At 59.8% G+C, this 26,305-nt stretch carries 24 protein-coding genes and 1 pseudogene; 12 read left to right on the top strand and 13 right to left on the bottom strand.

Translation table 11 applies throughout. The features are described 5' to 3' along the window. Entirely contained in the window at positions 1 to 3,147 is a 3,147-nt protein-coding gene (locus tag AC30D7_RS03245) for an efflux RND transporter permease subunit (protein WP_490133010.1), read from the top strand. After that, the gene (locus AC30D7_RS03250; protein WP_490133011.1) at positions 3,144 to 4,529 is read left to right on the top strand and encodes an efflux transporter outer membrane subunit; all 1,386 of its coding nucleotides are present in this window, start codon (positions 3,144 to 3,146) and stop codon (positions 4,527 to 4,529) included. The genes AC30D7_RS03245 and AC30D7_RS03250 overlap by 4 nt, the downstream gene beginning before the upstream one ends. Positions 4,530 to 4,557: 28 nt before the next feature. Here the strand turns inward: AC30D7_RS03250 and AC30D7_RS03255 are convergent, their stop codons facing one another. The 3 genes from AC30D7_RS03255 to AC30D7_RS03265 form a co-directional block, all read right to left on the bottom strand. Beyond that, entirely contained in the window at positions 4,558 to 6,321 is a 1,764-nt protein-coding gene (locus AC30D7_RS03255; RefSeq protein WP_490133012.1) for an L-lactate permease, read from the bottom strand. 309 nt (positions 6,322 to 6,630) lie between these two features. Next, positions 6,631 to 7,752 (bottom strand): DmpA family aminopeptidase, encoded by a 1,122-nt coding sequence (locus tag AC30D7_RS03260; protein WP_490133013.1) that lies wholly within the window; start codon positions 7,750 to 7,752, stop codon positions 6,631 to 6,633. Positions 7,753 to 8,010: 258 nt separating this feature from the next. Further along, complete coding sequence (locus tag AC30D7_RS03265) at positions 8,011 to 9,114, bottom strand: polyamine ABC transporter substrate-binding protein (protein WP_490133014.1); 1,104 nt, start codon at positions 9,112 to 9,114, stop codon at positions 8,011 to 8,013. 111 nt (positions 9,115 to 9,225) lie between these two features. Between AC30D7_RS03265 and AC30D7_RS03270 the strand changes: the two genes are divergently transcribed. Continuing rightward, a complete protein-coding gene (locus tag AC30D7_RS03270) occupies positions 9,226 to 9,999 on the top strand; it encodes a helix-turn-helix transcriptional regulator (protein WP_490133015.1) in 774 nt (257 codons plus the stop codon). A 15-nt stretch (positions 10,000 to 10,014) separates the two neighbouring features. Here AC30D7_RS03270 and AC30D7_RS03275 read toward each other — a convergent pair whose 3' ends face one another. Then, positions 10,015 to 10,953 (bottom strand): class I SAM-dependent methyltransferase, encoded by a 939-nt coding sequence (locus AC30D7_RS03275; protein WP_490133016.1) that lies wholly within the window; start codon positions 10,951 to 10,953, stop codon positions 10,015 to 10,017. Between the two features lie 203 nt (positions 10,954 to 11,156). Between AC30D7_RS03275 and AC30D7_RS03280 the strand changes: the two genes are divergently transcribed. Both AC30D7_RS03280 and AC30D7_RS03285 read left to right on the top strand, forming a co-directional pair. After that, positions 11,157 to 11,564 carry a response regulator gene (locus AC30D7_RS03280; RefSeq protein ID WP_490133017.1) on the top strand — a complete coding sequence of 136 codons (408 nt, stop codon included), beginning with the start codon at positions 11,157 to 11,159 and terminating at the stop codon, positions 11,562 to 11,564. 59 nt (positions 11,565 to 11,623) lie between these two features. After that, complete coding sequence (locus tag AC30D7_RS03285; RefSeq protein WP_490133018.1) at positions 11,624 to 12,292, top strand: HAD family hydrolase; 669 nt, start codon at positions 11,624 to 11,626, stop codon at positions 12,290 to 12,292. Between the two features lie 32 nt (positions 12,293 to 12,324). On the opposite strand, the gene AC30D7_RS03290 is transcribed toward AC30D7_RS03285, so the two are convergent. Then, a complete protein-coding gene (locus AC30D7_RS03290; protein WP_490133019.1) occupies positions 12,325 to 12,984 on the bottom strand; it encodes a methyltransferase family protein in 660 nt (219 codons plus the stop codon). Between the two features lie 166 nt (positions 12,985 to 13,150). On the opposite strand from AC30D7_RS03290, the gene AC30D7_RS03295 reads away from it, so the two are divergent. After that, entirely contained in the window at positions 13,151 to 14,098 is a 948-nt protein-coding gene (locus tag AC30D7_RS03295; RefSeq protein WP_490133020.1) for a pyridoxal-phosphate dependent enzyme, read from the top strand. 64 nt (positions 14,099 to 14,162) lie between these two features. On the opposite strand, the gene AC30D7_RS03300 is transcribed toward AC30D7_RS03295, so the two are convergent. Beyond that, positions 14,163 to 14,480, bottom strand: a complete 318-nt coding sequence (locus tag AC30D7_RS03300) for a DUF2388 domain-containing protein (protein WP_490133021.1) — start codon at positions 14,478 to 14,480, stop codon at positions 14,163 to 14,165. Positions 14,481 to 14,679: 199 nt separating this feature from the next. Here AC30D7_RS03300 and AC30D7_RS03305 point away from each other — a divergent pair, with 199 nt between their 5' ends. Both AC30D7_RS03305 and AC30D7_RS03310 read left to right on the top strand, forming a co-directional pair. Further along, a complete protein-coding gene (locus AC30D7_RS03305; RefSeq protein ID WP_490133022.1) occupies positions 14,680 to 15,798 on the top strand; it encodes an NAD(P)/FAD-dependent oxidoreductase in 1,119 nt (372 codons plus the stop codon). A gap of 223 nt (positions 15,799 to 16,021) precedes the next feature. Beyond that, on the top strand, positions 16,022 to 16,528 hold the full coding sequence (locus tag AC30D7_RS03310; RefSeq protein ID WP_490133023.1) for a DinB family protein: 507 nt from the start codon (positions 16,022 to 16,024) through the stop codon (positions 16,526 to 16,528). Between the two features lie 228 nt (positions 16,529 to 16,756). Here the strand turns inward: AC30D7_RS03310 and AC30D7_RS03315 are convergent. From AC30D7_RS03315 to AC30D7_RS03325, 3 genes and pseudogenes are all read right to left on the bottom strand, one after another. Beyond that, positions 16,757 to 16,954: pseudogene (locus AC30D7_RS03315) on the bottom strand (DUF6124 family protein); the annotation flags it as partial. Between the two features lie 343 nt (positions 16,955 to 17,297). Beyond that, positions 17,298 to 18,692, bottom strand: coding sequence for a sensor histidine kinase (locus tag AC30D7_RS03320; RefSeq protein WP_490133024.1), 1,395 nt, complete (start codon positions 18,690 to 18,692; stop codon positions 17,298 to 17,300). Beyond that, positions 18,670 to 19,353, bottom strand: coding sequence for a response regulator transcription factor (locus AC30D7_RS03325; protein ID WP_490133025.1), 684 nt, complete (start codon positions 19,351 to 19,353; stop codon positions 18,670 to 18,672). Before AC30D7_RS03325 ends, AC30D7_RS03320 begins: the two co-directional genes overlap by 23 nt. Before the next feature lie 159 nt (positions 19,354 to 19,512). Here AC30D7_RS03325 and AC30D7_RS03330 point away from each other — a divergent pair, with 159 nt between their 5' ends. The 4 genes from AC30D7_RS03330 (at position 19,513) to hcnC (ending at position 23,144) form a co-directional block, all read left to right on the top strand. After that, the gene (locus AC30D7_RS03330; RefSeq protein WP_007934993.1) at positions 19,513 to 19,836 is read left to right on the top strand and encodes a YdcA family protein; all 324 of its coding nucleotides are present in this window, start codon (positions 19,513 to 19,515) and stop codon (positions 19,834 to 19,836) included. Positions 19,837 to 20,171: 335 nt separating this feature from the next. Further along, positions 20,172 to 20,486: a (2Fe-2S)-binding protein gene (locus AC30D7_RS03335; RefSeq protein WP_490133026.1), complete on the top strand. Its 315-nt coding sequence runs from the start codon at positions 20,172 to 20,174 to the stop codon at positions 20,484 to 20,486. Then, on the top strand, positions 20,483 to 21,892 hold the full coding sequence (hcnB, locus tag AC30D7_RS03340; protein WP_490133027.1) for a cyanide-forming glycine dehydrogenase subunit HcnB: 1,410 nt from the start codon (positions 20,483 to 20,485) through the stop codon (positions 21,890 to 21,892). The genes AC30D7_RS03335 and hcnB overlap by 4 nt, the downstream gene beginning before the upstream one ends. Beyond that, positions 21,885 to 23,144: a cyanide-forming glycine dehydrogenase subunit HcnC gene (gene hcnC, locus AC30D7_RS03345; RefSeq protein ID WP_490133028.1), complete on the top strand. Its 1,260-nt coding sequence runs from the start codon at positions 21,885 to 21,887 to the stop codon at positions 23,142 to 23,144. Before hcnB ends, hcnC begins: the two co-directional genes overlap by 8 nt. A 51-nt stretch (positions 23,145 to 23,195) precedes the next feature. Here the strand turns inward: hcnC and AC30D7_RS03350 are convergent, their stop codons facing one another. The 4 genes from AC30D7_RS03350 to AC30D7_RS03365 all read right to left on the bottom strand — a co-directional run bounded on the left by AC30D7_RS03350 (position 23,196) and on the right by AC30D7_RS03365 (position 26,102). Further along, positions 23,196 to 24,065, bottom strand: coding sequence for an isocitrate lyase/PEP mutase family protein (locus AC30D7_RS03350; protein ID WP_490133029.1), 870 nt, complete (start codon positions 24,063 to 24,065; stop codon positions 23,196 to 23,198). Between the two features lie 207 nt (positions 24,066 to 24,272). Next, positions 24,273 to 24,449, bottom strand: a complete 177-nt coding sequence (locus AC30D7_RS03355; protein ID WP_490133030.1) for a hypothetical protein — start codon at positions 24,447 to 24,449, stop codon at positions 24,273 to 24,275. 34 nt (positions 24,450 to 24,483) lie between these two features. Further along, positions 24,484 to 25,125 carry a transposase gene (locus AC30D7_RS03360; RefSeq protein ID WP_490133031.1) on the bottom strand — a complete coding sequence of 214 codons (642 nt, stop codon included), beginning with the start codon at positions 25,123 to 25,125 and terminating at the stop codon, positions 24,484 to 24,486. Next, positions 25,122 to 26,102 carry a hypothetical protein gene (locus AC30D7_RS03365; protein ID WP_490133032.1) on the bottom strand — a complete coding sequence of 327 codons (981 nt, stop codon included), beginning with the start codon at positions 26,100 to 26,102 and terminating at the stop codon, positions 25,122 to 25,124. The genes AC30D7_RS03360 and AC30D7_RS03365 overlap by 4 nt, the downstream gene beginning before the upstream one ends. Positions 26,103 to 26,305: the final 203 nt, after the last annotated feature.

A 26,305-nucleotide genomic window follows, 5' to 3' on the forward strand; every position in this document is an offset into this window, starting at 1 on the left:
ATGGCGCGGTTCTTTATCGATCGACCGATTTTTGCCTGGGTCATCGCCATCGTCATCATGCTCGCCGGCGCCTTGTCGATCAGCCAACTGCCGCTGGAACAGTACCCGGACATCGCGCCGCCAACGGTACGGATCTCCGCCACCTACACCGGCGCCTCGGCCAAAACCGTGGAAAACTCGGTGACCCAGGTCATCGAACAGCAGATGAAAGGGCTGGATAACCTGACCTACATGTCGGCCTCCAGCAGTTCGGCGGGCAGCGCCAGCATCAGCCTGACCTTCGCCGCCGGTACTAACCCGGATGTGGCGCAGATGCAGGTGCAGAACAAACTGCAACAGGCCGAATCCCGACTGCCGCAATCGGTGCAGAGCGAAGGCTTGACCGTGACCAAGGGCGGTTCGGACTTTCTGATGATTGCCGCCCTGGCCTCCGATAACGAAAGCGTTACCGGCACCCAGATCGGCGACTACATTTCCAGCACCTTGCTCGACCAGATCAGTCGTATCGATGGCGTCGGCGACGTGCAGACTCTCGGTTCGGGTTATGCCATGCGCATCTGGCTGGACCCGGCCCTGTTGGAAAAGTATGCGTTGATGCCCTCGGACATCAGTAGCGCCCTGGAAGCACAAAACACCGAGGTGTCCGCCGGCCAGCTCGGTGCCTTGCCGGCGGTGGCCGGGCAACAGTTGAACGCCACTATCAGTGCCCGCAGCAAGCTGCAAACCGCCGAAGAGTTTCGCAACGTGGTGGTCAAGTCCACCAGCAATGGGGCGGTGGTGCTGTTGGGCGATGTGGCGCGGGTCGAACTGGGCAGTGAAAGCTACGACGTGAGTTCTGCCCTCAACGGCAAACCTGCCGCCGCCATGGGCGTGCAGCTCGCCGCCGGGGCCAATGCCCTGAGCGTGGGTGAAGCGGTGAAGGCCAAACTCAAGGAACTGGAGCCTTTCTACCCTGCAGAAATGCAGCTCAAGAACGTGATCGCTTACGACACGACCCCCTTTGTCAGCCTGTCCATCGAAGAAGTGGTCAAGTCTTTGGGCGAAGCGATCGTGCTGGTGGTGCTGATCATGTTCCTGTTCCTGCAGAATCTGCGGGCCACATTGATCCCGGCGATCACCGTGCCGGTGGTATTGCTGGGCACCTTCGGCGTGCTCGCGCTGTTCGGCTATTCAATCAATACCCTGACCATGTTCGCCATGGTCCTGGCTATCGGACTGCTGGTGGACGATGCCATCGTGGTGGTGGAAAACGTCGAGCGGGTGATGAGTGAGAAGGGACTTCCGGCGCTGGCGGCGACTCGCCAGTCCATGGCGGAAATCACCAGCGCGCTTATCGGCATCGCTCTGGTGCTCAGCGCCGTGTTTATTCCCATGGCATTTTTCGGTGGTTCCACAGGGATTATCTATCGGCAGTTTTCGGTGACCATCGTCTCGGCCATGCTCCTGTCGGTGCTGGTGGCGATGACGCTGACACCGGCCTTGTGTGCGACCTTGCTCAAGCCGTCGGATGGCCAGGGCCATGGTACGCAAAGCGGTTTCTTCGGCTGGTTCAACCACAGCTTCGAGCGCAGTGCCTTGCGTTATCAACAATGGGTCGGCGGCATTCTGCAGCGTGGGCGTCGGAGCTTGCTGGTGTACGGGGTGATTTTGTTGGCGATGGGCGCTGGTTACGCCAGCCTGCCGACTTCGTTTTTGCCGGATGAAGACCAAGGCATCCTCATGGCGCAGATCCAATTGCCGGTGGGCGCCACCGATAGCCGTACTCAGGCCGTGATGAAGCAGTTCGAGAGCTACATGCTCGAACAATCGGAAGTCGAGGCGCTGATCAGCATCAGCGGTTTGGGCATGGGTGGCAACAGCCAGAATACCGGCCGGGCTTTCATCAAACTCAAGGACTGGAGCGAGCGATCGGGGAAAGGGCAGGACGCGGCTTCTATTGCCCAACGTGCAACCCTGGCGTTGGCGAGCATTAGCGATGCCAACGTGTTTGTCATGCAGCCGCCGGCTGTACGTGGCCTGGGGCAAAGTTCGGGGTTCGACCTGCAACTCAAAGACCTTGGTGGACTGGGGCATGACGCCCTGGTTGCCGCGCGGGAGCAGTTCATCGAGTTGGCGAAGAAAGACCCGCGGCTGCTGGGAGTACGCAGCAATGGCCTGGACGATACACCGCAGCTCAAGGTCAGCATCGACGATCGCAAGGCCGGGGCCTTGAGTCTGAGCACCAGCGACATTAACAGCACCTTGTCCACCGCGTTGGGCGGCACTTACGTCAACGACTTCCTCAACCAGGGGCGGGTGAAGAAGGTCTACGTGCAGGGCGAGGCGTCGGCGCGGATGCAGGCGGCCGACCTGGAGCACTGGTTCGTGCGCAACAGCAAAGGTGAGATGGTGCCGTTTTCCTCGTTCGCCAGCAGCGCGTGGAGCTATGGCTCGCCGTTGCTGGAACGCTACAACGGCAATGCCTCGCTGGAGGTGGTCGGTGATCCGGCACCGGGGGTGAGCTCCGGGGTTGCGATGGATGCGGTGGAAGCGATCATCAAACAACTGCCCGAAGGCATCGGCTATGAGTGGACCGGGCAGTCATATCAACTGCGCTTGTCCGGCTCCCAGGCGCCGCTGCTGTACGGGATCTCGGTGTTGTTTGTGTTCCTCTGCCTGGCGGCGTTGTACGAGAGTTGGTCGGTGCCGTTTTCGGTAATGCTGGTGGTGCCGCTGGGGGTGGTCGGCGCGGTGCTGGCGACTCGTTTCAGTGGTTTGAGCAACGACGTGTACTTCCAGGTCGGGTTGTTGACCACGGTGGGGCTGGCGGCGAAGAACGCGATCCTGATCGTTGAGTTTGCCAAGCACCTGCAAGAGCAGGGCAATAGCTTGAGGGACGCGACGCTGACTGCCGTGCGTCAACGCCTGCGACCGATCCTGATGACGTCTTTAGCCTTCATGTTCGGCGTGTTGCCACTGGCATTGAGCTCCGGCGCCGGTTCTGCCGGTCGCCAGGCCATCGGCACTGGCGTGCTGGGGGGGATGTTCAGCGCCACCGTGCTGGGGATCTTCTTTGTGCCGCTGTTTTTCGTGCTGATCCGTCGTCGTTTCGGTCGCGTATCCACCGCAACAACCGCCAACCCAACCGCGCAGAAAGGTGATGCATGATCAAGTTTCATTGGCCCTTGTTGGCTGCTCTGGCGTTGCTCAGTGGTTGTGTCAATCTGGCGCCGCAGTATCAGCGCCCCGAAGCGCCGGTCGCCGGGCAATGGTTGCCGTCAACCAGCGTGGCCTCAGGCGATGCGGCGGCGGATATTCACTGGCAGCAGTTCTTTACCGACAGTCGCCTGGCGCGTTTGCAGACCCTGGCGCTGACCAACAACCGTGATTTGCGTCTGGCCAGCCTGAACATCGAAAAGGCCCAGGCTCAATATCGCATTCAACGGGCGGCGGCGTTTCCCACCATCGATGCCGGAGTCAGCGGTACACATAGCCGCACGTCCAGCAGCGGCACGGCGAGCACCAGTCATGAGTACAGTGCGCAACTGGGGCTGAGCAGTTATGAACTGGATGTGTTCGGGCGGGTACAGAACCTTCAGGACGAAGCGCTGGAAGACTATCTGGCACTGACCGAAACCCGGCGCAGCACCCAGATCAGCCTGGTGGCTGAAGTGGCCACGGCCTGGCTGACGCTGGCGGCGGACAACGAGCGTTTGCAACTGGCCCAGGAAACCCTGCGCAGCCAACAGGCAACCTACGAACTGACCCAACGCAGCCATGCCTTGGGCGGTTCTTCCGGCTTGGCCCTGGCTCAGGCGCAAACCACTGTGGAGTCGGCCCGAGGCGATGTAGCGGTCTACGCCAGTCAGATTCTCCAGGACCGCAATGCCCTGCGCTTACTGGTCGGCAGTGATTTTCCCGATGAGCTGCTTCCCGGTGCGAGTCTGCAATCGGTCGCGCTGCTGGTTCAGGTGCCGGATGAGTTACCGTCCAGTTTGTTGCAACGGCGCCCGGATGTGCTGGCCGCCGAACACACCCTCAAGTCGGCCAACATGGATATCGGCGCGGCGCGGGCGGCGTTCTTTCCGAGCATCAGCCTGACCGCCAATGCCGGTTCTGCAAGTTCGGCCTTGTCCGGCCTGTTCAAGTCCGGCAGCGGCGCCTGGACCTTCGCCCCGAGCGTCAGCCTGCCGATCTTCGATGCCGGCAGCAATCGCGCGACACTGGATGCGGCCAAGGTCGAGCGTGAAATTCAGGTGCAGACCTACCAGCAAACCTTGCAGACCGCCTTCAAAGAAGTGGCCGATGCCCTGGCGGTGCGCAGCACCCTGGACCAACGTCTGACGGCGCAGCAAGCCTTGACCGACGCCAGCCGTAAAAGCTTTGAACTGGCCGACGCGCTCTATCGCGGCGGCTCGCAAAGCTACCTCGAAGCGCTGGACGCCCAGCGTTCGTTGTACAGCGCCCAACAGGACCTGATCACCCTGCGTCTGGCCGAGCAGAGTAACCGGGTGACGTTGTACAAGGTGATGGGGGGCGGCTGGAATTAATATTCGCGATGAGGCCCGCCCCCCTGGATCAGTGCCCGCCCACCACCATATGACTGAACGGCGCCACATACGCCTGCAACGTCACCAGCCCGCCGACCAGAATTGCCAGCACCACGGAGTGGAAAAACACGTAGCGCAGGATTTCCCCTTCATGGCCGTACCAGCGGGTGGCGGTGGACGCGACCACGATCGACTGGGCGTCGACCATCTTGCCCATGACCCCGCCGGAGCTGTTCGCGGCGGCCATCAGCACCGGGCTCAGGCCCAGTTGCTCGGAGGTCACCCGTTGCAAGCCGCCGAACAGCACGTTGGAGGCCGTGTCCGAGCCGGTCAGGGCCACGCCGAGCCAGCCGAGCAGGGTGCCGAACATCGGGTAGAAAATGCCCGTTGCGGCGAAGGCCAGGCCCATGGTGGCGTCGAGGCCCGAATAGCGGGTGAGAAAACCCAGGGCGAGCATCGCCACAATGGTGGTGAGCGAATAGCGCACTACCCACAGCGTTCGCAGGTAATGGTGCAGCAGTTGCGGGATTGAGTACCCCATCAGCAGCCCGCCGAGGATCGCCGCGAGCAAGATGCCGCTACCGGTGCTGGTGAACCAGGTGAACTTGTAGATCGCGTCCTCGGCTTTCGGTGCGGGCACCACCGGCGGGACCTTCTCGATCTGTTGATGAATCGTGGTGAAGGTCACGCTCGGGGCAAAGATCGGGTTGGCCTCGCGCATCGGTTTGCCCTGCGGATCAAGCTTGGCCGAGTGGGTTTGCGGATCCATGGCCGGGCGGGTATCGAACAGGTTTTTGAAGCCCTGGGTGCCCCAGGCGAAAACGAACACCGTGAGGATGATCCACGGCATCCAGGCGCGCATAACCGCGGGTTTTGCATCGCTGGCAAAGGTCGCGCTAGCGACGGGTTTTTGGTCATGCTCCTCGGCTATTTTGGAGTGGTCGACTCGCCCTGAAAGGGCGGCAGAGGTATGCACGGTGGCCGGTTTCCAGACCCTGAGGAAACCGGTCAGGCAGGCCATGGAAATCAGCGCCGCGATCACATCCACCAGCATCGGCCCGTGGTAGTTGGAGACGAGGAATTGCGGTATGGCGAAGCTGACGCCGGCAACCAGAATCGCCGGCCATATTTCCAGCATCTTGCGCCATCCGGCGAAGGCCCAGATCAGCCAGAACGGCACGATCACCGAGAAGAACGGCAACTGCCGACCGACCATCATCGACAACTCCATTTCATCCAGCCCGGTCACTTTGGCCAGGGTGATGACGGGCGTGCCCAGTGCACCGAACGCCACGGGCGCGGTATTGGCGATCAACGCCAGGCCAGACGCGGCCAGGGGCGAGAAACCCAACCCGATCAAAATGGCCCCGGTTACCGCCACGGGAGTGCCGAAACCGGCGGCCCCTTCGAAGAAAGCACCAAAGCAGAAGGCGATAAGCAGCAATTGCAGACGTCGGTCGTCGGTGATGCGCGCCAGGGAGTCTTGCAGCACTTTGAACGAGCCGTTCTCGGTGGTCAGCCGATGCAGGAAAATAATGTTGAGCACGATCCAGCCAATCGGCAACAGACCGTTGGCGGCGCCGAACAGTGCGGCCGAGCCCGCCATGTTCGCGGGCATGCCGAAGGCGAAAATCGCGATCAGCAAGGCCGAACCCAGGGCCAACAACGCCGCCAGATGCGCCTTGATGTGGAAAAACGCCAGGGAAACCAGCATCACCACCACCGGCGTCGCCGCCATGAGGGTTGATAGCACCGGGTTACCGAAGGGGTCGTAGATTTGCTGCCAGACCATGTTCCACCTCTGCTTTTTATTGTGGGTAGCGCGGGGAAGGTGGCTTGAGTATAGGTGGCATTGCGCTGACAGCCTGGAGGGGTCTGAGGCCGGTCCGCAGGTCTTTAGGGCGCTGGAATTTTTACAGACAAAAAAAGAGCCTCAAAGCTCTTTGATGGGGAGGAAGTAGAGCCGAGAGGCTCAAGATGCGCATGAAACAAGTGGTGGGCTTATTGGGGTTCAGTTCACCCACCACTTACGCAACGGTTTAAACCTCCAACCGCTGCGTACCATTATCGTAGAAAGTCGCGAGTTAGCACTCAAGTACCATTAGTCTGCTGCCCCTGGCCAACCAGCCCGGCGCAACGCCTTGAGCAAGGTGTCGGCGTCCAGACCGGGCACTGTATGACCGTTGCCTTCGGTGGTGTTGGCGGCGAGCAGGGCATTGATGATCGCTTCTTCCACGGCTTCGGTGGCGGCCAGGAACAGTTCACTGATGTGGTCGTTGTTGACCATGCTCAGGTGGTCGCAGGTGGGTGCGCCTTTGCCTTGATAAGCGGCCGGCGGCACGTGTTGATTACCGGTGGCGAAGGCCACGAAGATGTCGCCGCTGTGGTCTTCGTTGCCGCCGCCGGTGCGGGCCAGGCCGAGGCTGGCGCGTTGCGCGAGGCGTGTGCATTGGTGCGGCAAAAGCGGCGCATCGGTGGCCAGGCAGACGACGATGGAGCCCATGCCCGGATGCGGCAGGGCGGCTTTGAGGAACGGCGAATCGACCTGTTCCATATACCGTCCCACCGGATATCCATCGACGCGTAATTCGTTGCGAATGCCATGGTTGGCCTGGACAATCGCACCGACGGTCCAGCCTCCCTGCGCTGGGTTCAGCTGTCGCGACGAGGTGCCGATCCCGCCCTTGAATTCATGACAGATCATCCCGCTGCCGCCGCCCACGGCGCCTTCGATGACCGGGCCGCCGACCGCTGTGCGCAAAGCTTCGGCCACATGTTCAGGGTGTACATGAAAGCCGTTGATGTCGCTGAGCAAACCGTCGAACGTTTCCAGGACCACCGGCATGTTCCAATAAAGACGCCCGTCGTCGGGCTGGTCCTGACGATCCAGAACAATCAGCGCATCGCGCACCACACCCAGGCTATGGGTGTTGGTGAAGGCGATCGGGCTGGTCAGCAGGCCGGCCTCGCGAATCCACTCCAGCCCCGTGGCATCGCCATTGCCGTTGAGTACGTGGACGCCGGCGAAGCATGGTTGTTGATTGGTGGAACCGGCACGGGGTTCGATCAGCGTGACGCCAGTGTGAATATCGCGGCCATTGGCGGTTCGCCCGCGCACATTGCTGTGGCCGACCCGTACGCCGGGCACATCGGTGATGGCGTTGAGGGGGCCGGGTTGCAGTTGGCCAAACTGAATGTTCAGATCGCGGGCACGTGGTTTCATTGTTTCTCTCATCTTCAACTCGTTCAAAAAAGGCGGCTTATCGACCGTTCCAGTAGCAGCTGCCGAACGCCGTGTTCGGCCGTAGCAGCTGTCGAGCCTGCGAGGCTGCGTTCGGCGGCGAAGCCGTCGTGAATCCGGCTGACGCGGTCGGCCTGACGCACCGCGAGTTCTGGTTTTACGACGGCTGCGCCGCCGAACGCAGCCTCGCGCTGCTCGACAGCTGCTACAAAAAATGCGTTGCGGTTTGGATCGCGAGGTTTACTGGCCGTTCTTCACCATGCTCCAGACGCGCGTGCGTACGCGCTCGGTCGCCTTCGGCAAGGGCTCCAGGGTGAACAGCTTGGCCATGGCCTCGGCCGGTGGATAAACGGCAGGGTTGTTGCGGGTTGCCTCGGTCACCAGGCTGGTCGCGCTGCGGTTGCCGTTGGGGTAGGACAGATGGTCGCTGACCGGGGCGATGACGTCGGGGCGCATCAAGTAGTCGATGAATGCCACGCCTTGCTGCGGATGCGGGGCGTCCTTGAGCAGCACCAAGGTGTCGAACCACACCGGCGCACCTTCCTTCGGCAGGCTGTAGGCGATCTTCACGCCATTACCCGCCTGCTCGGCGTTGGCCTTGGCTTCCAGCATCGCGCCAGACCAGCCCACCGCCACGCAGATGTTGCCGTTGGCCAGGTCGCTGATGAATTTGGAGGAGTTGAAGTAGGCGATGTGCGGGCGCAATTTGAGCAGCAGCGCCTGGACTTTCTTGTAGTCCTCGGGGTCGGTGCTGTTGGGCGGCAGGCCCAGGTAATGCAGCGCGACCGGCAGCATCTCCGAAGGCGAGTCGAGCATGGCCACGCCGCAGTCGCCAAGCTTGGCCAGGTTCGCTTCGTTGAACACCAGATCCCAGGAGTCCACTGGCGCCTTGTCGCCTAGTGCGGCGAGGACTTTGTCGACGTTGTAGCCGATGCCGTTCGTGCCCCACAGATACGGCACGGCGTACTGGTTACCCGGATCGTTGTTGGCCAGTTTCGCCAACAGGTCGGTGTCCATGTTTTTGAAACCGGGCATTTGCGCCCGGGGCAGTGGTGCCAGCGCACCGGCCTTGATCAGGGTCGGCAGGCTGAAGTTGCTGGCCACCACCACGTCATAACCACTGCGGCTGGTCAGCAGTTTGCCTTCCAGGACTTCGGCGCTGTCGAAGGTGTCGTAAACCGGCTGGATCCCCGTGTCGCGCTTGAAATCCTGCAGGGTGGTGGGGCCGATGTAGTCGTACCAGTTGTAGACGTGCACGGTGGGGTTGTCGGCGGCGACTGCCGACAGCGAAGCGCACAAGCAGGCGCTCAGTCCCAGGTTGATATGCGAACGGTGACAACTCATGATGCGGCACTCCTGGCCTGCTGCAGGCCGGTTATGATCAGGTGCTTGCAGCGTATCGGCATGCGAGGTACTCACCCATTCCCATCATGGGTTACTCAAAAGGGGTAGGGCGTGGACGCGTTGCTCAAAGAATTGCCGATGCACCAGGGACTGGCGCGGGTGTTTGGCACATTGGGGCAGGAAGGTTTCTGGCGAGCGCTGGTGGACACCTTGCGGCTACTGGTACCACTGGATAACGCGTTGGTCGCAGTGATGCGGCCAGGGCGGGTGCCGCGGCTGCTGATCGACTTCGATGCCAAGGGCGGCGCCGATGAGGATGAGGAGTTGGCGGACTACAGCGCCGGCATGTATTTGCTCGATCCGTTCTACCAGGCCGCATGTGCCGGTATTGCCGATGGCTTGCACAGCCTGGCGTCGGTGGCCCCCGACCAGTTTCAGCAGAGCGAGTATTACCTGAGCTACTTCCGCTCGGTGGTGGGTAGCGATGAGTTGCAGTTCATGGTCAACGTCAACGGTGCGGTACTCGGTTTATCGCTGGGGCGCTCGACGGCGTTCACTCTTGAGGAGCAGGGTCGTCTGCTGTGCGTACGCGACTGGGTGCTGGCGGCCATGCGCCGTCACCTGCAACTGCGCCCCCCGGAAGGGCCGACCGCCGAGGCCGTGGCCGGCGATCTGGCGACCCTGCTGGACCGCTTCGACGCACGTTTGTCGGGGCGCGAAGTCGAGACGGCGCGGTTGATCCTCCAGGGCTTTTCCAGCAAAGCCATCGCCCAGCAACTGGGTATTTCCCCGGAAACGGTGAAGGTGCATCGGCGCAATCTTTACCACAAACTCAACGTCAACGGGCATGGCGAGTTGTTCGCGCTGGTGTTGCAGCCGCGTTGACCTTTGGATCTTCAATTACCCCTGTCTGAACACCAACGCTTTCAACCCGCACTCAACATCGGCATCGGGAAACTCCGGCGGATTCTCCAACCGTTGCTCAAACCGCAGGCTCGGTGCTTCGCGAGTGACGCCGTCGATGAGGAAGTCCGCGCCAAAGGCCGGATCATTCATGCAGGCCAGCACCGTACCCTGAGGGCTGAGCAACTCCGGCAGACGGCGCAGTACGCGCTGATAATCCTTGGTCAGCAGAAAACTGCCCTTCTGAAAGGAGGGTGGGTCGATGATCACCAGATCATAAGGGCCGCTATTGATCACTTTGCCCCAGGACTTGAACAGGTCATGGCCGAGAAAGCTCACCTTGCTCAAGTCATGGCCGTTGAGCCGGTGGTTGTCGCGACCACGGCTCAGGGCCGCGCGGGACATGTCCAGGTTGACCACATGCGTAGCGCCTCCCGCGATGGCGGCCACTGAAAACCCGCAGGTATAGGCAAACAGGTTCAGCACCCGCTTGCCGTCAGCATTGGCCCGCACCCAATCGCGGCCGTAGCGCATGTCGAGAAACAGGCCGGTGTTCTGTTTGCGGCCCAGGTCCACGCGATACTGCAGGCCGCCCTCGGTGATCGTCATCTCCTCGATCGGCTCCCCGAGCAGCCATTCGGTGGTGCTTTCCTGCAAATAGCGATGTTGCAGCAGCAAGGTATGCGCGCCTGAGGCTTTCCACGCAGGCGCCTGCGTGATCGCCATCAGTCGCTGCTTCAAATCATCCAGTTGCGACGCTTGCGGCTCCTTGAACACGCAGACCAGCACCACGCCCTGCAGCCAGTCGACGGTCAATTGCTCCAGCCCCGGCCAGCAGCGCCCACGGCCGTGAAACAGCCGACGGGTTTCGGCGGGGACGGCCGCAAGCGCTGTCAGCAGATGGTCATGGAGGATGGAAAGGGCGTCTGGATTCATCGGGCAAGGTCGGCAAAGTAGAAGGGGCGGCATTTTAACCACAATTACGCGCTGACAAACGGTCGTGTTTGGCGGTCTGAACAGAGAATCTCCAAGACAACCGTATCAAAAATGAATTTCCGCGAACTGTGCTGCTCATACCTGAAACAGGAGGCGGATTTGAGCCCGCGCAAACATTGAAACAATCAGGGAGTGGCACAGTGATGAGTCCAGTATCGGCGGCGGGCACGCATTTGTCTGACGGTTTGATTCTTGTGGTTGAGGACGACCCGTTGATCCTGGAATTTCTTTGCGAAATTCTTCAGGAGGAAGGCTTTGCGGTTCAACCACAGATCAGCGCGGATGCGGCTTCGCAGTTTCTGGAGCAGCACGCGCCGGAGGTGGGGCTGTTGCTGACGGACATCACCATGCCGGGAAAACTCAATGGCGCGGACCTGGCCAATCAGTTTGGCGACCGTTGGCCAGACAAACCGATCATGATCATGTCCGGCTTCGAAACTCCGAAAAGCTCCGGGGTCAAGCATCCGGTTTCGTTCATCAAGAAACCCTGGGCGGTGGGGCAGTTGCTCGATTGTGTGCAAAACGCCTTGCTGTCGCACCGAACCCCTTAGCGGGTGGTGTACATTACCTGACAACATTTGCCTGGTTCTTGCGGAAGGAAGTCTCCCTTTTGTCTGTTCAAACACCCCTGTTCAACAGGTCATACCGCGCCTTCCTGTTCGATATGGACGGAACCGTCCTCAACTCCATTGCCGCCGCCGAGCGGATCTGGACCGCCTGGGCCGTGCGCCATGGTGTCGATGTCGACAGCTTCCTGCCGACCATTCATGGCGTTCGCGCCATCGACACGATCAACCGTCTGGCGTTGCCCGGGGTGGACGCTGAAGCTGAAGCCGCGTGGATCACCGAAGCGGAAATCGATGATGTGCAAGGGGTTGTCGAGGTGCCCGGTGCAGCGAGTTTCTTGCAGTCACTGCCCGCCAACCAATGGGCTATCGTCACCTCCGCACCACGGGCGCTGGCCCTGCGCCGGATGGCGGCGGCCGGTATTCCCGAACCCGAAGTGATGGTCACCGCAGAAGACGTCAGCGCCGGCAAACCAGACCCTGCGGGCTATCGGCTGGCGGCTCGTCGACTGCAAGTGGATCCTGCCGAATGCTTGATCTTCGAAGACGCCGACGCCGGTATTCGCGCGGGCGAAGCGGCGGGTGCCCGCGTCATGGTCATCACCGCGACCCATGTCCATCCACTTCAGACCACGCATGCCACATTGGCCAGTTATGACTTGGTCGCGGGCTGTGTGGATGCCAATAACCTGATCCGTCTACACTTTTTATAATCGATACGCGCCCTAATAATGTGGGTTTGTTTTTAGTAAATCCCTGGTATCAATCTCCAGCTACGGGCGCAATAAGCGTCGTATTCGCTGCCGAACTGCGTGCGTAACAGCGCTTCTTCAGAGCGAATGCGGGCGATCAGCGGTATCAACATCAGCGCCACCAGCAGCAACCCGACGCCGGAACGAAAGGCCAGCGCCCAGCCCACGCCGTTGATCAGCAGCCCCAGGTAGCTGGGGTTGCGCAGGTTCCGATAAATCCCGTCGGTGACCAGGTGGTGCCCCGGTTGAATCGCCACCAGGCCGCTGAAGCGTTTGCCCAGTACAAACACCGGCCACATCCGCAGTGCGCCACCGCCGATGAACAGCAGCGCGCCCAGCCAGCGCAAGCCCTCGCCCCCGAAGGTCCAGAAGTCGATCCGGTCGGTGTAGGCCGGCAGATACCCACTCAATAACCCGATCACCCCGAAAACCGGCAGCACCCAGCGATTGGCCCGGTCTTCACGTACACCGGAGCTCAAATTACCTTCACTGAACAAAGACACGATCGCCATCACGAGGGTGGCAAGCGCAATGACCACCAGTGACGGATGCGAGAAAAAAGCCGCCAACCCACCCAGTCCGAACACCGCGAGAGCGAGGTACGCAAGGGTGGAAACGAGGATGAAAAACGCGAGTCTGGCTGAGATTTTCATGACTGATTTCGCAAAAAGGGCATATCACCAGTGTAGAGGGCAGCCCGTTATGAGAGCGGTAGTCGTCGAGCCGGGTGAACTAAGCTTGGATAAGGATGAGTCTGCCCGTTCACTCCCGGTTCGTTGAAAGACCTCAACGCGCTGGTGCTGTCACAAGGAACACACGATGCTTCACATCAGAACGCCCCTGATTCTGCACCCGGGTCTGTCGATTCCGACTCGGCGGATCTGGCTCAAGCTGGAAAACCTGCAACCCAGCGGCTCGTTCAAACTGCGCGGCATGGGGCTGCTGTGCAGTCAGGCGGCGGAGCAGGGCAAGCGCAAGGTTGTCTGTCCTTCCGGTGGCAATGCCGGTCTGGCCACGGCCGTGGCTGCCGCCAGTCTTGGGCTGAAAGCTTGCATTGTAGTGCCGAATACCACCCCGGAAACCACCCGCGCCAGGATCAGGAAAACCGGTGCCGAGGTGATTGTTCATGGCAAGGTCTGGGATGAGGCCAATCAACGGGCGAAAGAACTCGCGCAGGGCGCAGACACAGAATATGTGCCTGCTTTCGATCACCCGGTGCTGTGGGAAGGGCACAGCACGATGATCGATGAAATCCTAGAGGACTGTCCTCAGGTCGATGCATTGGTGACATCTGTGGGGGGCGGCGGTTTGCTGGCGGGCCTGCTCACCGGCCTGATCCGTCATCAGCGCATGGATTGTCGGATTGTTGCGTGCGAAACCCAGGGTGCGGCGTCGTTCGCCGCTGCCATAGCTGCCGGCCATCCCGTCAGACTGCCGCGCATCGACACCGTCGCCACGTCACTCGGCGCCGCGCAAGTGGCCGCCTGGCCGGTGCAGCACATCCTTGATTTCCCGCATGAATGCGTGGTGCTCAGCGATGATGAGGCGATCATGGGCGTGGTTCGTTACGCCAACGACTTGCGCCAGTTGGTCGAACCGGCGTGCGGCGTTTCATTGGCAATTGCCTACCTCGACCATCCTGCGATTGCCGAGGCGCATGACGTGGTGATTGTGGTGTGCGGTGGCGTCAGCATCAGCGCGCAGTTGGTCGCCAATTGGGCACGTTTGTCCGCAGGGGTCGAGAAGGGCAGCGCTGAAGCAAGATAGGCTGTCAGGGGGCGAGGAACCCCATAGAGAACGCCCCCTGGACCTACCGCTTACGTTTGAGACATCAGTTAGCCGCTGGCACACCATCCTGAACGAGGATCGCTCTGGCCAAGTCTTCATCGCTGGCCTTCAGGCCGGGATGATTTTGCCGAATTTCCTTCAATACCGATTCCAGGTAAACGCCACGGATCGTACCTCCACTGGCGACAAAACTGGAGGCGTCATCCCGGGCGGGAACGACCATTTTGTGATCCTTGAACGTTGAGTACAGCGATGCGGAGATCCCGGCTGAGGTGGCGACATCTTTTGCATCTACATCGGCCATGGCCGAACCAACGGGCAAACAAAGCACTAGCGAAGAGATGAGAAACAGACGGCGCATGACGGCGTCCTCCGAAGCGTGAAGCGTAAAAGAAGTAACACATAAATTTGGATGCCTGGCGGTGGTCAGGAGTTCCCTGACGATTCGAACACCGAGCCCCCTGCACAGATCCATGCAACTCATGGTCATGGACTGGCGATATTCTCCAGCCTGATCGATTATCTCTCCCAGGTTTGGTTTGAGTGAGTGGAAAAAACGGGTGAGCGTCGATATCGAATGCGTGGTGATCGGGGCTGGCGTGGTCGGGCTGGCGGTGGCCAGAGCCCTGGCACGGACCGGGCGAGAAGTGATCCTGGTGGAGGCGGGCGAGGGGATTGGCGTGGGCGTCAGTTCACGCAATTCGGAAGTGATCCACGCCGGGATCTATTACCCGAGCGGCAGTCTCAAGGCGCAATTATGCGTGGAGGGCAAGCAACGCCTGTATGCCTTCTGCGATGAGCGCGGCGTCGATTACCGGCGCCTCGGCAAGCTGATCGTGGCCACCGATGACCGTCAGCGCCATGCCTTGCAGGCGTTGCTGGAGCAAGGCCGGCGCAACGGTGTCGATGACCTGCAATTGCTGGATGCCGGTCAGGCACGGGCGCTTGAGCCGGCGTTATTGTGTGTCGCTGCGCTCTGGTCGCCATCCACCGGGATTGTCGATTCCCACGCCTTGATGCTGGCGCTTCAGGCTGACGCCGAAGCCCGGGGCACCTCGATGGCCTTCCATACACCGCTGGAGTCGGCCCGTTGCACCGAGCAAGGTTTTGAGTTGCACATGGGTGGAGCTCAGTCGATGACCTTGAGTTGTCGTGAACTGATCAACTGCGCGGGATTGTCCGCGCCTGAGGTGGCGAGCCGGATCGAAGGCTTGCCGGCGCGGCACATTCCAAAAGCCTGGCTGTGCAAGGGCAGCTACTTCAGTTACAGCGGTCCGGCGCCGTTCCGGCATCTGGTTTATCCGGCGCCGGAAAGCGCCGGGCTGGGCGTGCACATGACCCTGGACCTGGGCGGTCAGGCGCGTTTCGGACCGGATGTCGAATGGGTCGAGCAGATCGATTATCGCGTCGACCCCCATCGTGGCGAAGGCTTCTATCAGGCGATCCGGCGCTACTGGCCGGCGTTGCCCGATGGCAGTCTGCAACCGGCCTACAGTGGTATTCGCCCGAAAATCAGCGGGCCGACCGAGCCGGCCGCCGACTTCATCATCAGCGGCCCGGACGTTCACGGCGTACCGGGTTTGGTTAACTTGTTCGGCATCGAATCGCCGGGGCTGACCAGTTGCCTGGCGCTGGCCGAACGGGTGGTGCAGCGTTTAATTCGCAATGAAACTCTGTAGCAGCTGGCGAAGCCTGCGTTCGGCTGCGCAGCAGTCGTGAATCCTGCGCACGTGGTTTATCTGACCCACCCGCAGCGTATGGTTTAGCGACTGCTGTGCAGCCGAACGCAGCCTTCGGCAGCTGCTACAAAGTCGTGCGGGGCAACCGATGATCAGGGTTTAGGCTGCAACCAGCTGCGAGGGTTATTCTTGGCAATGCGCCCATCGCTATGGGAGAACTCTGATGATCAACGTACGCACTGCCCGCATGCTCGCCGATTACAAGCGCTGGGCCGATCAGCGACTCTTCGACAGCCTCATGGCGCTGCCACCGGAGGAACTCAATCGCAAACGGGTGTCGGTATTCAATAACATGATCGGCGCCTTGAACCACACCTACGTGATGGACTGCATTTGGCAAGCTCACCTGGAGGGGCGAGGGCACGACTTCAAAACCTCCCACGACCTGCTTCATACCGAGCTCGCCGAGCTGCGCATGGCACAACAGGAGATCGATCAATGGTTCTGTGGCTGGAGCTCGGCCCAGACTGAGGACTCGCTGGATAAACCCATCGAATTCACCTCCATGTCGGGGGAAAGCGGGGTCATGAGCGCCGGCGCCATGCTGTTGCATGTGGTCAACCACGCCAGCTATCACCGGGGCTGGGTGATCCAGATGTACTTCGAGATACCGGCCATACCGCCGATCACCGACCTGTCAGAGTTTTTGCGTGAGGTTCCGGGGTATTGAGTTCCTGCTGACTCAGGAAAGTCCTGTGGGAGCGGGCTTGCCCGCGATGGCTGCGTTCCGGTCAACATTGACGTTGTCTGGCAGTGCGCTATCGAGGGCAAGCCCGCTCCCACAGGGTAATGCGGTTCACTTAAGTCATTTCAGCCGCGTCGCATTCTGTGTAGCAGCTGCCAAAGGCGGCGTTCGGCTGTACAGCGTCAGTTACCCGCTCGCCACGGCAAGAGGCACCTACTTGGGCAGATCAATCTTATCCAGCACCCGGTTCGCGGTGATCTCCGCCACCATGATGCTGTTGGAAATACCCAGCAGGGCATAGCGCGACTCACCCTCCAGGTGATCCACCAACTGGTGGACCATCACGTCGACTGAGGCCAGGGTCTCGACCAAAAACAACGCCAGGGTTTCGGCCGTCGCCTCTGGGGCCGCAACCATCTCGCGACTAAACGAGGGTGGCAGCCGTGCGCAAGTTAGTCGACCGGCAAGGAAAAGCAAAATCCGGCGCGTCCGAAGACGCCTTGCGCACAGCTGCCATAAAGTACAGGCGAATACCTGACTGACGATGCTCGTGCGACCGCTTTACCTTAGCCGGGCGACTAAACCCGATCACTGATGGGCAGTGACGGGATCAAGTTACCGAGCGGCCCCAAGGCGCACAAGCCGGCGGACTCTGGCGCAGCCGTAGGCAACGACGCAAGGTTTTGTAGCTTTCAGGAAGTATCCATGAAGGCGCTTAAACAAGCCTGTTTCACGGTTAAACACGAGCAAGGTCTCAAGCCTGGGGAATCAGGCTCTGCCGGCAGTCGATCATCAACTGCGCGCCACCCAGCTCGCTGTCGCCCACTTCCAGCGTAAACCCATGCAGGCTGATGATCGCCGCGACGATCGACAACCCCAGCCCGAAACCGCTGTGCGAGTTACCGCCTTCGGTGCGATAGAAACGCTGAAACACCGCCTCGCGCTCGGCCAGTGCAATCCCGGGGCCGGAATCGATCACTTCGATGCGTGTATGCCCAGCATCATTTACCCCACGCAGAATCACCCGGCCACCCGGCGGGGTGAATTTGATCGAGTTGCTCAGAAGATTCGCCACGGCTTCAAACAGCAGAGCACGGTCGCCGTTGAGCCCGGGCAAGGATTCGGGCATCTGCAGTTCAAAGGTCAGTTCGCCTTCTTCCGCCAGCGGCAGGTAAAAATCGTGCAGTTCTTGCAGCAACGGTACGGGGTCCAGCTGCACGAAACCCGAACGACGCTGGCGATCTTCCAGCTCGGAAATCCGCAGCAAACCACGAAAACGCGCCATCAAGGTATCCGCCTCTCCGAGCACGGAGTCCAGTTGCACCGCCAGCGTCGATCCTTCATCGGCCTGCTGTTGAATCCGGTACAGCTGCGCCCGCAGGCGGGTGAGCGGCGTGCGCAGGTCATGGGCGATGTTGTCGCACACGCCCTTGACCTCATGCATCAAGCGCTCGATGCGTTCGAGCATGGCGTTGACGATGGCGGCGAGCATGTCCAGTTCGTCACGGCGATCGGACAGTGGCAGGCGCCGGGTCAGGTCGCCGGCGACGATGGCTTCGGCGCTGGCCTGGATCGCCCTGATCCGCCGCAGCGGCCGCCGTCTCAATAAATGCCAGCCGGCGATGCCCGGCAGAATCGTCAGCGATACGCCCCACAACAGCGCGTGCAGGATGATCCGGGTCACGGCAAACAACGAACCGTTGTCCCGCACCAGCACCAGCCAGCGCCCGTCCAGGGTCCGGGTTGCCACGGCGTCGCAGCTGTCGGCGGGCAGGGTCGGGTCGTCGGCTTCGACGCAGTCACCGAGCATATGAATCCTGCCGTCCAGCGGCAGGCCTTCGGGGATCTGGCGCAAGGCACCGCTGAGATAGCGCTGCTGGCCATCGAACAGGCCATAGGCATCGATGCCGCGAATGTCGAAGGTCATGCTGGCGGCGAGGGCGTCTACCAGTTGGTCGCCCTGAAACCGTGAAAACAGATGTTGACGTTGCATCAGCGAGTGTTTGGCGAGGGTGTCGAGGTAGCTGGACACTTCGTAATACATGACCCCCATGAGAATCGCGCTCCAGGCCACGAACAGCGAACTGTAAAGGGCCAGCAAGCGGCTGCTGGAGGAACGCCAGCCTTTAGACGGGTTCAGCAATGACATAACCCGAGCCTCGCACGGTCCGTATCAGTGGGACTTTGCCTGGCGGGTCGATCTTCTTGCGCAGACGGCCGATGTGCACATCGATCAGGTTGGTGCCGGGGTCGAAGTGATAACCCCAGACTTCTTCGAAAATCATCATCCGCGACAGAATCTGCCCGGTGTTGCGCATCAGAAATTCCAGCAACTTGTACTCGGTGGGCAACAGCGTCAGTAACTGGCTGTCGCGGCTGGCCTCGTGGCTGATCAGATTCAGCTCAAGATCGGCCACGCGCAACGTGGTGGCCTGGGCGGTCACGGTGTTCTGCCGGCGCAGCAAGACTTCGACCCGGGCGGCCATTTCATCGGTGGCGAACGGTTTGGTCAGGTAATCGTCGCCACCGGCGCGCAAGCCACGCACGCGTTCATCGACGTCGGAGAGGGCGCTGATCATCAGGATCGGCGTGGCCACGCCCATGGTGCGCAGGGTGGTGACAATCGCCAGGCCGTCGAGCTCCGGCAGCATGCGATCGAGGGTGATCAGGTCGTAGTCGCCGCTGACGGCGCGCTCCAGGCCTTCGCGGCCATTGTCGACCCAATCCACCTCAAGGCCGTGGCTGCTCAGTTCGGCGACGATTTCCCGGGCGGTCACGGCGTCGTCTTCGATGGTCAAGATGCGGGTCATAGGCTTGCCTGATAATCGGTTCATTACGAAGTTGCGAGCATTTTGCCAAGAATTACCCACGGTTTTTTAAATTAACTTTCATATTGCCTCGTGAGCCCGACAGGACGTTAATATCATCCGGCCATAACTCTAAAGGGAAGTTGTACTGTGCGCACTTTAATGGTTCGTGGCTGGATGCCAATATTTCTGTTGTTGGTGTGCCTGTTCGGCTCATCCGCCTGGGCTGCCAACACGCCGTGTTCCGGGAAGAAGGGTGGTATTGATCGTTGCGACGGCGATCTGTTCCTGTGCAATGACGGCTCCATCAGCGGTTCAAAGAAAAGCTGTTCGGCGATGTTTGGCACTAAAAGCCAGGCGCGACCGCAGACGCTATTGCAGGAAACCGATGGTTGCGCCTGTGGCACCGGTACGTTTTGCACCGGGCCAAGAGGCGGGGTGTATTGCCTCACGCCCAGCGGCAACAAGAGTTACAAGCGCAAGTAATTCTTTCCCGGCGTTCCGTCATGCCGTCTTCACGAGCAGGCTCGCTTGTATGTTTAGACGTTTTTTGCCCCCCCCATACCTCCTGCGGGAGCGAGTCTGCCAGGACAAAGGTGTTTTCACTGGCCTGGATCAATATTTCCGTCAGCGATATCTCCTAACATGAAATATCCAGCCCCATCCTGCGGTGTCGACTACAGTGCTTGAACGCGCAGCTGATGCGCTGTCGAAGTACCAGTGCAGACCTTCTCGTTGTTATTAGTCAGGTGGCCCGCAAGGTGTAGTGCAGCATGGAGCTGAAGAATCTCACCTGAACCTTTCACGGATGAACAACTGCAATGCAACCCATAAACCGATCCTTCGATATTCAGCCACTGGTGCGGGCGGATATGACTGTGCGCATCAATGGTCAAACCGTCAGCGCCGCCATTGGCGAAACCGTCCTGACGGTCATTCAATCACTGGGCATTCGCCAGGTAGCCCGTAACGATCACGATCAAATCAGCGGTGCCTATTGCGGCATGGGCGTGTGCCAATGCTGCCTGGTGAAAATCGATGGCCGGCACAAACGTCGCGCCTGCCAGACAATCGTGCGTGAGGGCATGAGCATCGAAACCCGAGTCAACCGTATCGCCGGGCAGGAGGTTCTATGAGCCTGCATCCGGTGATCGTCGGCGGTGGGCCGGCGGGCATGGCCGCGGCCATTGAACTGGCGCGCCATGGTGTGCGTTGTACCTTGCTTGAAGAAGCTTCGCGCCTGGGCGGGGTGGTTTATCGCGGCCCCTTGCGCGATAACGTTCAGCTGGATTATCTGGGGCCGCGCTATTCGGAGGCGCTGGCCAAACTGCATGGACAATACCAGGAGCAGTCGGGCCTGATCGACGTGCGTTTGAACCACCGCGTGGTCGGCGCCGAAGGTACTCGGGCGCTGGTGGTACTGGACGTCAATGAGCGTTTACAGGAGGTCGAATACCCGCAGCTGTTGCTAGCTGCCGGTTGCCATGAGCGCAGCGTACCGTTCCCCGGCTGGACCTTGCCCGGCGTGATTCTGCTGGGTGGCTTGCAACTGCAGATCAAGAGCGGCGTCGTTCAACCGCAGGGGCCGGTGGTGATTACTGGCACCGGTCCGCTGTTGCCGCTGGTGGCCTGCCAACTGCACGCTTCGGGGGTGAGCGTCGCCGGAGTCTACGAGGCGTGCGCGTTCGGCAAGATCGCCCGGGAAAGCCTCGCACTATTGAATAAACCGCAGTTGTTCCTCGACGGTTTGAGCATGCTCGCGTACCTGAAACTGCACGGTATCCCCATGCACTATGGCTGGGGCGTGGTCGAGGCTCAAGGCGAGGGAGAGTTGAAATCAGTGACCGTCGCGCCGTACTCCAGCACCTGGGAGCCGGACCTGAGCCGCGCCGAACGGATTGCCGCGCAGACTCTGGCGGTCGGCTACGGCTTCATTCCACGTACCCAACTCAGTCAGCAAATGGGCCTGGACCACAGTTTCAGCGATGACGGCTACCTGCGGGCCAGCGCCAATGTCTGGCAGCAAAGCAGCGAACCGCATGTGCACCTGGCCGGTGACATGGGCGGCATTCGCGGTGGCGAGGCGGCGATGCTCGCGGGACGAATCGCAGCAGTGTCGATCCTGCTGCAACGTGACGTGCTGGACGCGGAGCTGGCGCGGGTCAGACGTGACCGCTACCTGTCGAAACTCAAGTCCATCGTGCGCTTTCGCGCCGCCGTCGACCGTTACACCGCACGCGGTGCCGGGCAGACCGCATTACCGGCCGCCGACACGGTGATCTGCCGCTGCGAGCATGCGACCCGCGCCGATATCGATCGGGCGCTGGAGCAGGGTGTGCAAGACCTGGCGAGCCTGAAAATGCGTACCCGTGTGAGCATGGGCGACTGTCAGGGGCGGATGTGCGTCGGTTATTGCACCGACCGTTTGCGCGAAGCCACCGGGCGGCAAGATGTGGGCTGGTTGCGACCGCGCTTTCCCGTCGACCCGATTCCTTTTTCAGCATTCCAGTCTGTCGGCACGGAGGCTGCTAGCCATGAGTAAGTTCTACGACGTGATCATCGCCGGCGGCGGTGTGATCGGGGCGTCCTGCGCCTATCAGTTATCCAAGCGCAAACACCTGAAAGTGGCGCTGATCGACGCCAAGCGTCCCGGCAACGCGACCCGGGCCTCGGCCGGTGGCTTGTGGGCGATCGGCGAGTCGGTAGGCCTGGGCTGCGGGGTGATTTTCTTCCGCATGATGTCGGCCAATCGCAAGCGTGAAGCCCAGGGGGCGGCCGTGGCGGTGGATGCCAGCACGCCGCACATCTTGCCGCAGTCGTTCTTCGAGTTCGCCTTGCAGTCCAACGCGATGTACCCGGATTTGCACCGGGAGCTGCGGGACAATCACGGAATGGATTTCAAGTTCGAGAAGACCGGCTTGAAATTCGTGATCTACGACGACGAAGACCGGCTCTACGCCGAGCACATCGTGGCGTGCATTCCGCACTTGGCGGATCAGGTGCGCTGGCTCGATCAAGCGGCACTGCGCGAAGCCGAGCCGAGCGTCAGCCATGAGGCGAGGGGGGCGCTGGAGTTTCTTTGCGACCATCAAGTCAGCCCGTTCCGCCTGGCCGATGCCTACACCGAAGGCGCGCGGCAAAACGGCGTGGATCTGTATTTCAACACCAATGTTACCGGCGTGCTGCACCACGGCTCGCAGGTCACTGGCGTGCAGACCTCAGAGGCGGGCGTGTTCCGTTGCGATACGCTGATCAACGCCACCGGTGCCTGGGCCGCCGACCTCAGTGAGCAGGCCACCGGCATTCGCATACCGGTGAAACCGGTGAAGGGCCAGATCCTGCTGACCGAGCGTATGCCGAAGATCCTGCGCGGTTGCCTGACCACCAGCGACTGTTACGTTGCGCAGAAAGACAATGGCGAAGTCCTGATCGGCAGCACCACCGAAGACAAAGGTTTCGACGTGACCACCACCTACCCGGAAATCAGCGGCCTGGTGCAAGGCGCGGTGCGCTGCATTCCGGAACTCGCCAACATCAACCTGAAGCGTTGCTGGGCCGGATTGCGCCCGGGCTCACCGGACGAACTGCCGATTCTCGGGCCAATGAAAGGGGTGCAGGGTTACCTCAATGCCTGCGGACATTTCCGCACCGGCATCCTGACCTCGGCGATTACCGGCGTGTTGCTGGACAAACTGGTGAATAACGAGCCGTTGCCGCTGGATATCACGCCGTTTCTGGCGGATCGGTTTGAGGTGGCGCCAGAGGTCGAATCGAAAGAAGCGCACATGGCTTGACCTCAACCTCGCCACAGACGCGCGAGCGCTGTGGTGAGGGCGCTTGTGCCGTCACTCTTTGACGCTCATGTATTCCTTGGCCCAAAGAATGTAATCCTCCGGCTGCGTATAGGTATGCGTCAGTTCGGTGGCGTTCAGGTCGGAGGCCTGGGTGAAAATCTGGCGTTGTTCACGCAGGCTGTCATAAGTGGCTTTGATCGCTGCGAAGTAGGCGCCATGGCCGTCGATGGTGACTCGCACGCCCAATTCGGCCAGGCGTTTGTCGTCGCGCAGCAGCGGGTTGCCGTAGGTGACCAGCATCAGCGGTACGCTCAGGTGTTCGGCGATCTGTTCCAGATGATCGAAATCCTGCACGCCCACCATGCAAATCCCGTCGGCCCCGGCCTGTTGGTAATGCTGGGTGCGGCTGATGATTTCCTGGACCGGCAGGATCCCTGCGTTGGTGCGGGCGATGATCGCCATTTCCGAGTCGACCCGGGCTTCCAGCGCCGCGCGGATCTTGCCGACACCTTCGGCGACCGTGATCAGGTCGGTGGACTTGCGACCGAATTGCGCCGGCAGCAGGGTGTCTTCGATGGTCAGGGCGGCCACGCCGGCGCGTTCGAGTTCGACGATGGTGCGCATGACATTGAGCGCGTTGCCGTAGCCGTGGTCGGCGTCGGCAATGACCGGCAATTGCGCCACTCGTCCGATGCGGGTGGCCTGTTCGGCGAACTCACTGAGGGTAATCAACGCAAAATCGGGAGCGCCCAATACCTGCAACGACGCCACCGAACCACCCAGGATTCCCACCTCAAAACCCAGGTCGGCGGCGATGCGTGCCGACATCGGATCGAAGACAGAGGCCGTGTGGTAGCAGGTGTCGGAAGCGAGCAGTTGACGGAAATTACGGCGCAAATCTTGATGAGAAAGCCTGGACATACGAGTTCCACCATATAAAGGAATGGAAGGGCTTGAGCAAAAGTGTCAACGCCGAAGGAACAAAAGGCTATCACGCGGGCGGGTAAAGGATGATGACGAATTTGTCGGAGATAAGCGGTATTTTTGTCGATGCCATTTCTGGATTCAAAAAAAAAGGCTGCAGACCTAGTCGGTCTGCAGCCAGGTAGTGCGTTACTACGAGCGTCTTCAGTCTTTGGCTGGCACGCTCCAGATTTGTTTGATTTCGTGGATATTGCCCACGTTATATCGAAGAGTGAAAGTGGAGCATGGTGCTTCCATCGTGGTCTTGACCGGAGTATTGATCACGTTGGTACCTGCGCGCAGCAGTGGGGTTTCGTTCCAGCTGTTCATGGGCTTGTTCATATGTTTTCCTTTGGTGTTTTGGGGTAGCGAATGACTACTCATCGTTAAGGAGTGACAGCGCATTTTCAAAGAGTGCTGTTTCCTGCGTAGCAATTCCGGGGTGAGTCGGCACATGGTTTTCGTCGAAGCACCAGGCCTCTTCGTTTTTAACCGAGCGCTGAGGGTGAATTAGCAAACTTAGCGATGCGGACATTGTTCGGGGTGGAAGTTGCTTGTGCGTCTCTTGCCGTGGAAGCATGTGCAGGACTTCGCCGGGCGAAAGTTTAAGCCGTCGCTCTTCACTCAGTGCGGGTCTTGTCCCAACTCGTAGCGGTGCATCATCAAGTATTCTTCGTGTGACGGTTGTATAGCCATCACCGCTATAGCCCACCGCGTAAAGCTCAAAGTCGTGGGTGTGGTTCAGGTTGTAGATGAACGTTTCGTTTTCGTCTTGTGACTTAACTGGCGACCAGAATCCCAAGCGAACAGTAAACAATTCATTGTAATGCAGTACAAATGCATAAGTGCTGTAAAGATTGTTGCTTGTACTGAAGCCTTCGCGCTGAATGGTGGTGTAAAGGTGTTCGCTCAGTAACGTGCGGTTTGTCGCCAGTTGACGTAGATCGTTAATGATTTCTGGTTTGTTTCGCAGCAGATCGTAAGCAGACATGCGCTCAATAAATGTCTTCAGTTTCATGCCGATTCCTCGAACTGATCGAGCAAATGATCAAGGCGACGGCTTTGCAGGTTTCTTAATAGCGGCATGTAATTTAGTGCGGCCTCCTGATCGGCTTGGTAAAGCACCTGAAACGCCTTCCACGCAACAGCGGGGTGGTAGTGATAAATCAATTCTTCTGCCACTTTCTTGGCCCCGGGATCCTCGGCGGCTTCCAGTAGTTCAAGACTCACCAGATAGCGTGCGGCGCTATCGTCATGCGGGAACCAGGCGATTTTGCGCAATGAGGTACGGTCAAACACACTGATGTCTGCACTTCTGTCTGGCAGATTGATGCTGCCGATAAATGCATTGTGCCCTTGGCCCGTTGGGTCGCAATCGTAGAGTGTCTGTGTACCATCAATAGACAGTGGGTTGCTTTCATCAACGACGACGGCGTCTTTCACTATTAGTCGATCCGCTTCAACGGTATATCGATGGACGATGAACGACTGTTTGTTAATCGCAAACAAAATGGATTGTCCAGGAACCGAGTACAGCGGCGACGGTATTGATTGGACGTGCGGCGCCTTGATGCTGATATTGCCGATCTCGGTGCAGTGCAGTGTGATGTTCCCTGTGTGCGGGTTGGTGATGTTCATGATCGCTGCACGTCGAGCAATGGTTTTTGTGAATGCTGGTTGAATGTTCAAGTTGTTGATCAGGTCTTTGATTTCCGCTGTCATGTTTGATGTTTTAATGAGAGTGGTTACTTCGGTTGGTGTCAGCTTCTTGGAAATTAAAGTTCTAATCATAAGGCTTTTGGTTGTGGTGTTTATTGGTGTTTTTTGAGTATGTGGATACCTTGTGATAAAGGCAATTTTGTAGTTGTAAGTTGGTGTTGTTAGTTGTTTTTGGATGTGTTTGTTGAGGTTGAAGATTTCGGAGGGGGGTGCAGTTTTTGACAATGTCAGGCTGTTCGTAACAGGCCGGGGGTGAAGGTAACGATTTTTGACCAACGAAACGAATCGCCTGGTCAACAGCGACCGGGGCCCGTTAATCTGGATTTACACCAATTCTGACCTTCACACCAGCCTACGTAGCAGCTGCCGAAGGCTGCGTTCGAGTGCGAAGCGCTCACCATCCGATAGGCACGCTTGATCGGAAGTCATGATTAATCGACGATCAGTCTGAAAGACCGGGTTAGCAGGTTTTATAACTG

Source organism: Pseudomonas sp. DF5 (assembly GCF_058148225.1).